Genomic DNA, 13,785 nt, shown 5'->3' with positions numbered 1-13,785 from the left:
AAATGTATCCCTATCAAATATAAGTTGACGCGCTACTTTCTCGCGTCGGAATCAATGTCGACGCGTCTTCAGCTTATGGCAAAAGCGCCAATAGATGCTTTTCCTGTCACGCGACCATCCAGCGATCTCGTCATTGCGTTCTGGAATATCTTCACTACATTGCCGGGTGTATCTTCCGATCTGTGCTCGAATAGAAGCGCGTCGTGCATCGGCAGGATGACGGTAACGTCGTCCAGTTTGCTGACGTCTAGTAGCGTCTGCTTGAAGATGAACGATGCTGTCCCCTGCACGACCTGGCTCACTGCGGATCGCTGCTCTTTGCTCGACAGCGGACCGCGTCGCCCGCGTACATAATGGTTGCCCATCAGAGTCGTCACGCGACCAGTAGCCTCGAAATCAGCCCAGACTGATTTTTTCCAGGCTTCGTACTGCTCGAACAGCCCTAAAGCGCTCTTAGCGCGCGGCCGATCCACGCCCAGCGAAACTGCCGCATCAATCAGGGCCTTCTTACTCATCCCGTAAGCGTAGGACAGGAAGAGTTGCTTCGCAGCCTTCCTATTCCCTGAAAGCCCAAGGTGCGTAGTGGCGAAAAGATCGTACATATCGCCTGCGGCGTAGAGTTTCACAAGTTCCGGATCCCCCGAGAGCGCCGCCATGACCCCAACCTCGTACTGGTCGAAGTCCACGTAGCTCAACTCGGCACCTTCGGACGCTACGATGATGCCGCGATATTTCTTTGGAATATTCTGCAGACTTGGGCTACGCAGATGAATGCGCGAGGTCCTGGAACCAAACACGTCCACAACGGGCCGTATGGCGGTGGTCGATAAGGTAAGTGAACCGAGTACCCGTCGAGCGGCATCCGCCGCCTGTAGTGCCATCGTGTCGCTACCGAAATCGCGCTCGTGCGGCACGTACTCGAGGAGGTATTCGATCGAGACGTCGTCTAGTTCGAAACCCTCCAAACGCAGCCTGTCTTCCAAAGCCGATCTACTTGGCGTTTCCAGCGGCATGCCGTGTTTCGCAGAATATTTTTTCAAGCACGTGAAGTAGTCATGCTCTGCCTCTGCGCGCATTTCCGATAGGCGCCGACTGTCGATGCCGATACCAGCGGCCATAGCACCTTGCAGGACTCTGTAGACCGGCACTTCAACGGTGAAGAAACGTTCCATTTCGCCTGCAGACTGAGCGTGCTGAAGTAAGGCGAGATACAACTCCGTAAGCGCTGCTGCCGCCCTTACCCCAACCTCTGGCTCGAACGGTATGCTCTTGTTGAACATTTGCTTGTAGGCGGCGCACACACCCTGGTCGAGGCCTTGCTGCGCCAGCACAGCAGTTATGTCGTACTTCTCGCGCGCTAGACGGTCTCCAGGAATTCCGCTGACGGATATGCGCAACTCGTCAAGGTCAATGACCGCATTCGGCAACGTCCTCGTCTTATCGAACAGAGCATCGCGTATAATCCAAAAATCGTGGCAAACTACTGCGCCGGAAAATTTGACAACATCCTGTGCATCGGTTTCGACTAGTTTTTCGTCTTGAAACCAGTAGAAGCGGTCCGCGCCCCTACCAGTAAAATCCTTTACGAACAGAAGCAACCTCCAATCTCGATCAATCATATTCGCTAACCTCGTCGACAAGATTCAGCAAATCGGGCTTCTCTCGTTTCGCGAATGGAAGACCTTCCTCATTTGCGTGGCGTTCGGCTCTTGATCCTGTACCTTTGAGGCAGATTGGCACATGGCCGTGCAGTGGCTTCAGCTCGTCTTTGTGAAGCACGGAGGAAGCGATAAGGAAGTAACGCGCATTCTGGTAAGGTAAGACGTCGAATTTTTCGATGCATTTGCGAATAATCGCGGTCTCACCTATACATCGCAACCATATTAAGACGGCAGCGGCTTCACCTGATCTAATGTCCTCCGTAATTTTACGGCCGGCAAGCTCGACTAATCTATCCGATCGATACCTTCTCGCCCCAAGTAGCATCCATATATTGTAGTTCTGCCAATCGTGAATGGCCCCCTCTTCTGCTAAGAGGAAGGCCTCCAGCGCCGGAAGACAGCGCCCATCGCGGTCGAGAGTTGCAATCAATCGACAGTATTGATCCGTCGATACGGCATGTTCCGAAAGCGAGCGAGAGAGTGTGTCGAGTAGTGTGGTGGAAAGGGCATCGCCGACGTCGAAGAGCCCCGACTCCACAATTTGCGCCACGCGGTTCACGGCGAAGCGGAACTGTCGCGTTTGTGTCTCCCTGGCTGCGATGCAATCGGTCAAGATCTCAAAAATGTATGCGACCGAGCGAGTTACGATCCTGCGGCTCCGAGATTGCCACATCTGATTGATGGCGACGGTCGAACCGTCTTGGGAGGGAAAATAGGTGGCCAGCGTCATTTTCGAAACGGTGGGCGGAAGTATCTCGGTCTTACTTGCATTGATGTTCAGGCCGATCCTCCGCAGCTCCCTAATGAGGTCCTGGAGCGCTCGGCGGGCCTGCAGCTCCGTATCGGCCAGAACACGTATGTCATCCACGTATCGGTAGTAATCATAGCCTTTTTTTGCCATCTCCTGATCAACAGAAGAAAGTAGGATATTAGAAAAGAATGCTGACGCATCCCGATTCTGCGGTAGGCCATGATCACCGCTGAACATCCATTGTTCGAGCAACCGGTCCAAAGTACCAATAGCATTGCGGATGTGGAGTTTCTCCGATCCGGTCGCTACGATATCGGGAATAGAATTTTCCAAAGCTTCGATGACTTGAGAGCGCGAGATGTTTTCGAAAAAATTGCTGAGATCAGTTACGAGTAGATATTGCTTCGATCGGACAAACGTTAGAGTCACGCCCTCAAAAGTGAACCAACGGTCAATCTTATTTTTAAACAAGTATTTTGAGCTCGACGGCGCAGAGTCATACCGGTAGCTAAGCACCCGATGGCTGAGCAACCTATCGTAGTAAGGGATGAGAAAGCTGCAGATCGCCTGATAGATAAAACGATCAAAAAAGTCGGTCTCTAGACCATACCGTTCTCCGTATCCTTTTTTAGGTATATTTCTTACTACGCTACGAGTGCCGCGGTACGCACCGTTCCATTCCTGCAGCAGAGACAGTATGATTCGCTTAGTCTCATCGGGATTCTTAAACAGATCGTCATATTGTAAGCAATCGAAGTACCAGTCATCCCTCATGTCCTGTCGAAGATGTTTGAGCACAAGATGAAACTGGATCGGGAAGCCGAGAGCTTGGCCCTTTTCCCAAAAGGCTGCAGTAAGGGCATAATCGAGATCCCCACGTAGTTGGTTGTCATCTGACACGAAAGACCATTCTCGTTCGGTAGCAAATGGTTATCGCCTACTCGACAATAGCCTCTATCCTAGGTCGTCGAGAAACTCCGAGACTGGACGCACGCCGGTGATAAGGAGGCGGTCTCTCGCGCGAGTGCTAGCGACATAAAGCAGGTGCCGCTCGGTCTCGTAGACCTCCTCCAGCTCTGCCTCGTCGCTGACCGTATCGATCCGCTCTTGAAGCGGCAGCACGCCATCGTCGCACGCGAGCACAGCTACGGCCTTGAACTCCAGCCCCTTCGCCATGTGCATCGTGCCGACAGTCACGCTTTCGCCCGCTTTGCTGGGCGCATCTCCCGGCTCTACGGGCACGAGGCCAGCCGCTTGAGCGACTGCGCGAGCGCGATCAAGTTGAGCACGGCTTCGGACGAACATGCCGATCTCGGCCGGAGCGATGCCCTCTGCTCGGGCCGTGGATAGAAAGGCCCGGATCGCCTCGCGTTCGGCGGCCTCGTCGGCGAGCTTCAGCACCTGAGGATGTGGCCCGTCGAAGACTGAGACCGTGCCTTTCCGCGTCTCCTCGCGCCCGTCCATGTCTTGAACGGCGCCAGGAAGCAGGCGGTCGGCCGCCTCGCGGATCTGATGGGAGGTCCGGTAGTTTACCTTGAGCGTAGTCGAGCGGCCGCGCACGTCGATGCCCAGCGCCTTCCACGAGAACGGCGGCTGGAAGATGCGCTGGCCGAGATCGCCCGCAAAAAACAGGCGGTCATCGCCCTCGGGTGCGAGAGCGCGCAGGAAGCGCAGTTCCGGTACGCCGAGATCCTGGGCCTCGTCTACGACCACGTGTGTGAAGGGCGGCACGGCGGACGCGCCGTAATGCGCGGCGAGGCCACTGAACACGCCCGCCCAGGTCGCGAGACCTTGGGCGGCGAGGCGGGTACGGGCTGCCGTAAAAATCGGCCAGAGGGCGGCACGCTGCTTGACGCCTAGTCGGCTGCGGCGCCCGGGGCGGGGTGTATCGGCATAGGCCGCCTCGTCGGTAACCTGCCACGCGTCAACCACATGGCGGAACTCACTCATCAGGAACCGCTCAGACCACGCGGCTGTCCCGCCCGTAGCTTCGACGAGAGCTGCCCGGATCTGAGCCAGCGCCGCGACCCGGGGCCGGCGCGCGTGCACGAGTTGGTGCAGCTCATCTGCCAGCCCATCCCAGGGCGCGACGGTGATGCGGCCCCGCGTGCTCGGCTCCGCCGCGACGAGGATGTCGACCTTGCGCTGGAGCGCATCGGCAAGCGGCTTCGAGAAAGTCGTGAGCAGCACCCGAGCGTGTAGGTTGGCGCGAGCGAGCCGCACAGCGCGGTGGACCGCCACCACAGTCTTGCCGGTGCCAGCCGAGCCAGCAACCCGGGCGGGGCCGCCGTAGGTCTTCGCGATTACGCCGGCCTGGGAGGGGTGCAGGAACACCGACCAGCGCTCCCAGGGCGCGTCGAGGGCAGCCCGCAGCGCCTCGACATCCTCGATGACGCGGAAGCGGCGCTGCGCGTCCGGGTGCGCGAAGGGGTCGGCTGCCGGTTCGAGAGGCTTCGGCAGGCGGCCGGTAGCCGCGAATTCCAGCAGGGCCTCGGCGGCCTCGGCCGGCAAGTGCCCAGCGAGGTCGAAGAAGCGCGCTTCGGTCGCCGCGCGGACCGGCTCGATCCAGTCCTCGGGGACGCCGACGCCGAGCAGGTCGTCGGGCTGGAGCGCGTCGAACAAAGCGGGCTCCGGCGCCAGCTGCTCGGGTTGCGCCTTAGCGAACAGGGCGGGCGCAGCCTCCTCGACCCGCTCGCGCGACTCGACGATCTGCACAGCGCCGGTGCGCGGGTGGGCCTCGATGCGGCGCCGCTCAGCCCAGGCGTAGGCTTTGTCGTGATGATCAACGTAGGCGAGTAGCAGGCTGCCTGCGGTGCGATGGACGATGATCCGGATATCGCGGTTGACCCGCACAGACCAGAAGTTCGGGTCTCGCGCCGCCTCAATCCGGTGGAACTGCAGACCCGGCCCGGAGGGGTCGAGCTGCATATCGAAAGCCGACGTCTTGACCGCCTTCTGCTCCTGGGCGGGTAGCCGGGCGAGCGCAGCAGTGAAGGTGTCGGCGATGCGGAAGTCCATACTCATCCACCTGTTGCCGACTACAAATCCCGTTCCACCCCAGTAGCAATGTATATTTGTCCATCTATCTCAATTTGATGCCATGCGCTCGGATCGCCGCAAATTTCCTTCAGGTTATCAAGAAGTTGACGCATTTGTTCGGCGGGCCGGCGAGGAAGCAAAACTACCACCTTGCTATCGCTTTGATCCTCTTTGATGCCAGCAAGCTGTTTAAGACGCCTTAGATCTTCGTTCATCTCATACTCCGTAAACTTTCATCACCTCATCACCGAAGTGATTGATCACTTTTATGGCGATCCGCCCCGTGCGCGGCCTTACGAATGGTCGACTGGTCGCCCGGTAGAGCGTGGCCCACGCAGCCTCGTCGATCTCGGCCTTCAGTGCAGTCTTGAGCGCCTTGTAAGGGTCGTTCGCGCCGAGGAAATAGGCGTGGCGGACGAAGAAGCTCTCCTCGTCGTAATCGGTGTCGACGAACCAAGCGGCGATACCCGACGTGTCGTCAGAGCGCACGTCGCCGGTGTTGGGGTCGAACACGTCGACACCCTTCACCTCCACCTCAAGCCGGTCGCCGTCGAGGCGGCGGATTTCGATGTCGGGCTCGCCGAACACCACGAACAGGTTACCTTTGCCCGTGGTCTTAAGATCGTCGGCCATGTGCAGGTCGGGGTTCATCTTGGCCTGCAGAATCGGCAGCGGCCCGAGCTTGGTCAGCTCGCTTGCGTGCGCGTCGTAGGCGAAAGCGCAGGCCACCAGCACGTCGAAGCGCGCGTCCGCGGCCTCCCGAGCGGCGGCAACGAGGTCGGGGCGGGAGAGCGTGCCGAACTCGGGACCGATCAGGATCGCCGCCCGTCGCTCGACGCCCTCGCCTTCGCCCTCGACGAACCGCCCCTCGGCGCCGATGAAGCGGCCGGGCCACGGCTGGAGCATGGTGAAGCGCACCCGGTCGGCACGGTCGCGACCCTGGACCCCGGCGGCGGCGAGGTTCTCCAGCACCATCGCCGAGAAGTCCTGCGTCGGCGTGCCAGCCCTCGTCCGCTCCCGGCGCCCGTTCAGCGCTTCGAACTCCTCATCAAGTTCGAGACTGTCCGAGGGGATGATGCGGTGAGGCGAGAGGCTCTCGACCGTGAACGGGCCGGCGACCCGGACCTTCGAGGCATCGGCGTAAGGCCGGTCGTAAAGCATTTCAACGTCGGCGGCGCGGGCGATCGAGGCATCAATCTCGCGTTGCCGAGCGATCCGGGCCTCCCACCATGCGCCGTGCATGTCACGCGCCGCTCCCGGCCAGCCGGAGCCGGCCTCGCGGGGAATCTGCCACTCCTCCCACTCCTGCCCGAGGGCGCCATTCAGCGCCGCGCGCAGGGGTTCGAGTTTAGCCTCGAACCGCTCCCAGATCACATCAATCTCGGCATTGTTGGCGATCGACCTGAGAGTCACGTGCGGCGCTCGCTCGTAGACAAACCCTTGTCGGATGTCGCCGTAAGCTGCGCTTTGCGGTTGCGGGCGTCCCGAGACCGCCTGCTCCTTGGCCCGGCCCTCGGGGCTGTCGGCGAGCAAATAGTAGGGGTAGCGAGCAGACATTAGGCGCGTGCGAGCCAGCGCCAGAGCGACGCGGCTTGTGTCGATAGTGATCCAGCGCCGGCCCCACTGCTCAGCGACCATAGCCGTCGTCCCGGACCCGCAGGTGGGATCGAGAACAAGGTCACCAGGATCGGTGGCCATGAGAATGCACCGCTCGATAGCTACGGTTGATGTCTGCACGACGTAAACTTTGGGGTCTGATCGGCTCTGAATACCTCCAATATCTCTCCACAAATCCACCAGCGGGAACGCAGGAAAATCATCAAACACTCTAACGTACCGGAGAATGTTTTTACTTGGCTCGACGCGGCCCGCCGAGATGAGGCGCGCCATACCTTTCTCATTTGTTTTCCAACGAGACTGCATAGTGGGTGTAAATTCGCGTCCAAGATAATTCACTTTAAACCAAGAAGCCGCTCCCTCGCCCTTAGTTCGACCCATGCTCTGGCTAGTCAAGTTATCGTCGGTGTAGAGACGCTTAGTACCCCCTGCTTTGATCGCGATAAGATCGTCAGACGTCGCCAGTCGTCGCGCGCCATCGACATCAATGACCTTTTTGTACTTTGTCGCCCCTTCCTCTCCAGGCGTCTTAAGCTGAAAGAGAGGCCGAAATTTCGCATGGGACTTATTTTTTGCATACCATACAATGTAATCCAGCGTTCCGGGAATGTAATCGGATGTGGCTCCGGTAGTTTTCTGATATGCAATTTGAGAAATCAAATTATCCGGGCCGAAAATCTCGTCCATCACCGCTCGAACACGGTGCACATTTTCATCTCCGATCTGCACGAATATAGATCCGCTCTCATGCAGAAGCTCCCGCGCGACGGTCAATCGATCACGAAGATAGGTCAAATACGAATGTATACCGTCTTTCCAAGTGTCACGAAATGCTTTCACCTGCTCGGGCTCGCGAGATATATCGGTCTGCTTGCCATCCTTGACGTCGCGAGACTGTGTTGAGACCTGCCAATTTGAGTTGAATTTGATGCCATAAGGGGGATCAAAGTAGATACATTGGACTTGACTCTTGAGGCCTTCGCGCTGCGCCAGTGAGGCCATGACCTGAAGCGAGTCGCCTAGGATCATCCGGTTCGACCAGTGCTGATCGTGAGCGTAAAACTCGGTGCGCGCCTCCGGGTTGAGACCGTTGAAATCGGCAAATAGGTCAGGAACGTCAGCCTCGGGCCGGAGCGCGCCGGCGCGGCGTAGCTCATCGACGATAGCCTTCGGGTGGATCTTTTCCTGGATGTAGAGAGGCGGCGCCTGGACGATTAGGTCGGACCAGTCCTGTTGGTCTTTACCGCGCCAGACTAGCTGTGCATCGCCAATTGCCGTCTCGCCGGTCTCAATCAGCGCCTGCACTTGCTCCTTCGTGAGCCGGATGCGGGCGCCGTTCCAGACGATCTGCGGGTCAAGGTCCAAGTCACGCGGCCGCGTCTCGCCCTTTGGCAGCGGCCGGGCGCGAGGATAGGAATCGGGCGCAAAGCCGGTGATCGCCTCCTCGGCCTCGGCGAAGCTCTGCAACTCGGCGGTGGGGATGTTCTTCCGCGCGGCCTCGTCGTGCGTGAGAGTCTCGACAGACTTGGTCGGGCTGCGGGCCATCAGCGGACCTCGCTGAGGAGGGCGGCGTCGTCAGCGAGGACGGCGTTCTCAGACTCCGCCTCGCCCCCGTCGTCCTGATCGAGCGGGGGTGCAGGATCGTGTCCGGACGGGGCAGCCTCCATGGCCGGCGGCACGTCCCGCAACGCCGGGCGCTTGGTCGCGTCGTCAATCAGGTCGAGGAGCCCGTCGAGGCGTGCGGCGAAGAACCCGTGGAAGTCGTCGGCGCGCAGTCGGGCGGGGTCGATGGCGTGGCTGCGCAGATAGCCGTCGAGATTTGCAGGGTCGACCGGCGGGTTCGCCGTTTCCAAGCGGTTCAGATACTTGCTCGGTGCGACCCCGCCCAGCGTGCGGTTCGTCTTGGCGGACAAAGGCGTCTTGTTGACGATTGAGTCAAATGCTGCCGGATGCAGCTTCTGCCCCTGGCACCAGTCGCGCGGGAAGATGTGGTGGATGTCGACGCTCTCGTCGAAGAACACCGCGTGATCGTAATCCTGGCCCGACCGAAAATCAGTGGCCCCACTCTTCATCAGCAAGGCGTTGACGCCCTTGTAGGCTGCGGACTGTCGCGAGCGTAGTTCGCGGATGCGGCTTGCGCGCACGCTCGCATCTTTAACAGTCGAGGGTTCCGAGCCGCCATCGATCCAGGCCAGCACCTCGACAAGATCCTTGGCGAAGCGGGACTCGATCGCCGAGCCGTAGAGCTCGCCGAACACGCCACACCAGTACCATGTGCGCACTCGCTGCTTTGGCTGCTCGTGCTCCCAGCGGTCGCCCAGAGACGCAAGGATCGCCGCGAGCGGCACAATCTGGCTCTGGTAGGGCAAGTCGAGCGTGCGATAGATGCGCTGCGTGTGCAGGAACTTGGCCGCGCGTTCGAAACCGAGTTGCAGCCGGTCTGCGTTCGCCTGGTAGGCCTCGACGGGGAGCGCCAGTAGAGCGTTGCGGGTCGCACTGACCGGTGGCGGACGGTCTTCCTTGCCCTCAGCCGCGTCGCGCTGCGCCTTCGAATGGAGTAGTGCGATACCCTGGAGGAACTCCGTCGGCGCGATTTTCTCTAGGGCCCGAAATTTTTTAAGAGCGGCGGCGCGCTTTGCCCAGTCCTCCCGCAGTTTGAAGCCTTTACCGGCGAACATAGCCGTAATCAGCTCGAATGCATCAAGCGGCTTTCCACCAGTGTTTACTTTTTCAAACACAAGGCACACGGCTTCGTTCGTGGTCGAGCTATCTAGAGAGATGACCGGAACTTGATATTTCTTGAAGGCTTCGAGGATTCGATCCTTGAATAGCTTAAAACGATCGCGCTTCGCCTTGTCGCCCTCCCAAAAATCCCAGAAGCCTTCCTGCCATCTGTCCCAGTCAAAGACCTGATTTAGAGGGAAGCGAAGGTGCTCGTATTCTTTTTCGGGAGTAGAGAGATCGCGGACTATGTCTTTGCCGAAATTGGTTCGCAGCACGCGATCCTTCGGAAGGGCCTCGATGGCGTCCTCGCGGTCGACGGACGTATCGAGCGCCATCTCGATGTTGAAGTAGTAGAAGACGTCGATCTTATCGATCGGTGCCTGCCGGACGAGCGCCTGATACAGCGAAGTCATCCGCTGCTGGCCGTCGAGGAGCAGTTCACTCTCGGTCGCTGCTTCGGCCGGAGCCGGAGCGCCTTGGATTGCACGCGGCGTGAACGTCTTCCCGGACGACTTCAGCGTCATCAAGGCTCCCACCGGGAATGCTTGCGAGAGGGACGCGATCAGGCTCCGGATGCGATACTCGTCCCAAACCCAGTTGCGCTGGAAGTCCGGAAGCTTGATGTCGCCCTGCTCGCAACGCTGCAGCAGAGTGTGAAGCGAGACAGGGTTGGTGGTGAACGTAGTCATCACGCAGCCTTGGAATGATTGATGAGCGTGTCGACGAGTTCGCCAAAAGCCGTCTCGATGGCGAACACGTCGCGGAACTCGTGGAAGGCGAAGCGACCATGCGCGCCCAACGCGTTGACACCCGGCACCCAGGATACGGCCATTGTCTCGGCCTTGAGCTGCGCGTCGGTGCCGCGAAAACCCTTGGTCTCCAGCACTAGGGTGAGCGGATCGGGCCGGCCGTCGTTCAGGCGCACGAGAAAGTCCGGCCGGTAGCGACGCGGGACGGCCCCGTCGCGATAAGGCACCTCAAAGCCAAGCCCCTGGTTCTTCACGTAGGCGAGCACCCGCGGGTGCGCCTCCAACACCCGGGCGAGTTCGCCCTCCCACTCGGAGTCGAGCACGACGTGGCTGACGTGGCACTTGCTCGGGTCGGCCTCCCAGATTGCCTTCGAGGTGGTGAAGTTGACGACCCGGGTCGAGCCTGCCGGGTTGTAGGGGTCGAGCACAGCCTTGATGCGCTTGGCGTCCGGGATCGAGCGCTGGCAGGCGAGGTAGATGAATTCCACCGCCTGCTCAGCGAGCTGCGGGTAAAGCACGGCGGCCCGTGGGACGCCCTTGGCGACGAGATAATCACCGTCGAGCCAGAGCCGCACGACGCGCTGGGCCTGCCCGAACAGGTGGACGGGAAGGTGGTCGTCCGGGTCGCGTAGGCGCGTCTCCAGCAGGCGCTTGGCGAGCTTGAACGAGAGCTCGCTCGGCCGCATCGTCTTGAACGCCTCCTCAGCGTCCAGAGTCTCTTGCTGGCCGACGATGCCGGCCATGAGCACCTTGGCCGGGCCGACGTTCTCCGGTGTCAGGACGAGGCGGCTGTCGTCGTTGAAGGTCGCGGTCAACCGCTCGTTTGGCAGATCGAAGCGGTAGCCCTCGACGCGTGGGAAGCCGATCTCCAGGTCTGCGCGCTCACGCAGAGCCTGGACGCGGGTAAGCTTGCGCGGGGCCGCCGGCACCGAGATCACAGGCTCGGCCGTGAACGAGAACGGGATGCCGAGAATGTCGGCATACTCGACGTTGAACAGTCCCTGGTCGTTCAACTCGTATGACTGGCGGCGCAGACCACGCCCGACCACCTGCTCGCACAGGAGCTGTGTGCCGAAGGCGCGCACGCCGAGGATGTGGGTAACGGTGTTGGCGTCCCAGCCCTCGGTCAGCATCGAGACCGAGACGACACAGCGGACGCGCTCGCCAAGCCGCCCCTTGCGGCCGACCGTGTTCATCACCTCGCGCAGCAGGTCTGCATCCGTAGTCTCGGCCGCCGTGACCGCATCGACGCCGCGCTCGATCCGCTCGCGGCGGAACTGCTCGATCTCCAGCCCCATCATGTCGCGAAAGGCGGGGTCGAGGGCCTCGCCCGATTCGAGCTGCTCGCTGTCGATGAGCAGCGTGTTAGGTTTGGCAAGACGCTGACGGTTGTCATCGTAGTTGCGGAATAGGCGCAAGTGCCCGACGTGCCGCGTCTCGGCCTCACCGTCTGCGTTGGGGCGCTCGAAGCCAGCGATCCACTCGTAGACGAGCTTGGAAGTCGCCGTGTTGTTGCACACGACGATGAACACGGGCGGCACATCGATGCCGGCTCGCTCCCAGGCCTCGCTAGTCTTCTCGTAGTGCGCGTAGAGAGCGTGGAGCGCCGTCTGGAGCTGGCTCGGGAAGACGTGAGAAAGCGGGTCGAGGGTGCCAGCCTTGCCTGCGCCCTTCTTAGGCATCGCCTTGCCGATGTGCTCCCACAGCTCGCGGTAGAGCGGCACCTCACCGCTCGCGGCGTTGTCGGCGATCGGCACGCGGGGCAGCTTAACGATGCCGCACTCAATGGCGTCGATGAGCGAGAAGTCGCTCACCGTCCACGGAAACAGGGTGCCCTCCAGGTATCCCGAGCCGCGCAGGAAGAACGGCGTGGCCGACAGATCGTAGACCGCGCGCAGTCCGACCTTGCGCTTCAGCGCCTCGATCCCGGAGATCCAGAGCCGGGCGGCCTCAGCGTTGCGCTTGGCCTCCTCGCGATCCTCGGCCGCGACCGCGTCCTCGGCGGCACCGGGCTTCTCGCGGTAGCAGTGGTGCGCCTCGTCATTGATCACCACGAGATTCTTGATCGGCAACAGCTCGCGGCAGACCCGCTGGAGCATCGCGCCCTCCGACTCGATCGTGTCGATCGGCGCGTGCCGCCCCTGGAGCAGTGAGCGTCCGACCTTTGAGACTTCCAGTGTCTCGCGGCGCTTGAACGCGTGGTAGTTCGTCAGCACGATCTTGGCCTGCCCCATGTCCTGGAGCATGTCGGCCGGGACCAGTTCGCGCTTGTCGTAGTAGGCGTCGGGATCGCCCGGCATCAGCACGCGCAGGCGATCGCGGATCGTGATCCCCGGCGTGACCAGCAGGAAGCCCCGGGTGAAATGCTTCGCGTTCGGACTGCGGACCGCGTTGATAGTCTGCCACGCGATCAGCATAGCCATCACGGTGGTCTTGCCGGCCCCGGTCGCCATCTTGAGCGCAAGCCGCGGCAGGCCAGGGTTGGCGCCTTCGTTCGCGCCCTCGATATGGCGGATCAGATGCGCATACTGGCGCTGCCGATTTGCGACCTCCGTGAGCCAGATTGCGGTCTCGACGGCTTCGACCTGGCAGAAAAACGGCCGGGGCCCGTGCCAATCGTGATCTCGCCGCCAGTGCTGGAGCAGCCGCTGGGTCGCAGGAGTGACGCCCCAGTCCGCCGGATTGGGCAGCGCTCGCCAAGAGGCAACATGCCCGCGGATCTCGTTGATAATCGGTGTGGGATTGTAGGCCTGCTCCGCCGAGGACAAGCCCGAGCCGTCGCCGAGACCGAGGTCCGCCTGCTTGCCTTTGCCGCGCTGCTTCTTCGCCTTCGGCACGGGCGTGATGAGCGCTGAGCGCCGACGGCCCTGGACCGGCTGCTGGTCGAGGGGCTGGCCGTCTGCATCCAGCGCGTGATGTTGGGTGGGAACCTCGTAGGGCGAGTTGAGGATCGGCTGCTCGAAGAACGGCTTCGCCACGCTGTCTCCCCCGAGGACGGTTCTTTTAGTCTTCCCGCGGGATAGATATCGAGAACAACGAGAAGGCGCGAGCAGCCTGAGAGCCAAGCGGTTGAGAAGTTGCACACTGTGCCATGCGCGCAACTTCAAGCTGGCCCACACTTCAAGCGGCAAAGCGCTGGAGCCTGGATCCGGCAATTCGACGCCATCCTGCCGCCTTTTGCGGCAGTGATCTCAGTTGCGGCCCGCCGAGCCAGATCGGTCGGGCTCGCGATCCGTTTCCGAAT

General features: G+C 60.9%; 7 protein-coding genes. All 7 read right to left on the bottom strand.

Features of this window, described 5'->3' with window-relative positions; all coding sequences use genetic code 11:
• Nucleotides 1–68: 68 nt before the first annotated feature.
• Genes MKK88_RS18780 through MKK88_RS18750 form a run of 7 tightly spaced genes read right to left on the bottom strand, consistent with a single transcriptional unit; the run spans nucleotide 69 to nucleotide 13,519 of the window.
• Nucleotides 69–1,619 (bottom strand): DNA polymerase, encoded by a 1,551-nt coding sequence (locus MKK88_RS18780; protein ID WP_244002354.1) that lies wholly within the window; start codon nucleotides 1,617–1,619, stop codon nucleotides 69–71.
• Nucleotides 1,612–3,312, bottom strand: a complete 1,701-nt coding sequence (locus MKK88_RS18775; protein ID WP_244002352.1) for an RNA-directed DNA polymerase — start codon at nucleotides 3,310–3,312, stop codon at nucleotides 1,612–1,614. Before MKK88_RS18775 ends, MKK88_RS18780 begins: the two co-directional genes overlap by 8 nt.
• 54 nt (nucleotides 3,313–3,366) lie before the next feature.
• A complete protein-coding gene (locus MKK88_RS18770; RefSeq protein WP_409566676.1) occupies nucleotides 3,367–5,430 on the bottom strand; it encodes a 3'-5' exonuclease in 2,064 nt (687 codons plus the stop codon).
• A gap of 20 nt (nucleotides 5,431–5,450) precedes the next feature.
• Complete coding sequence (locus MKK88_RS18765) at nucleotides 5,451–5,666, bottom strand: hypothetical protein (protein WP_244002348.1); 216 nt, start codon at nucleotides 5,664–5,666, stop codon at nucleotides 5,451–5,453.
• A 1-nt stretch (nucleotide 5,667) separates the two neighbouring features.
• Nucleotides 5,668–8,613, bottom strand: a complete 2,946-nt coding sequence (locus MKK88_RS18760; protein WP_244002346.1) for a site-specific DNA-methyltransferase — start codon at nucleotides 8,611–8,613, stop codon at nucleotides 5,668–5,670.
• Nucleotides 8,613–10,481: a DUF262 domain-containing protein gene (locus MKK88_RS18755; protein WP_244002344.1), complete on the bottom strand. Its 1,869-nt coding sequence runs from the start codon at nucleotides 10,479–10,481 to the stop codon at nucleotides 8,613–8,615. Before MKK88_RS18755 ends, MKK88_RS18760 begins: the two co-directional genes overlap by 1 nt.
• Nucleotides 10,481–13,519 carry a BPTD_3080 family restriction endonuclease gene (locus tag MKK88_RS18750; protein WP_244002343.1) on the bottom strand — a complete coding sequence of 1,013 codons (3,039 nt, stop codon included), beginning with the start codon at nucleotides 13,517–13,519 and terminating at the stop codon, nucleotides 10,481–10,483. The genes MKK88_RS18755 and MKK88_RS18750 overlap by 1 nt, the downstream gene beginning before the upstream one ends.
• Nucleotides 13,520–13,785 lie beyond the last annotated feature (266 nt).

This window comes from Methylobacterium sp. E-005, from assembly GCF_022829725.1.
Lineage (GTDB): Bacteria > Pseudomonadota > Alphaproteobacteria > Rhizobiales > Beijerinckiaceae > Methylobacterium.
The sequence above is the reverse complement of the archived record's forward strand: the minus strand, read 5'-3'. Positions and strand labels throughout refer to the sequence as shown.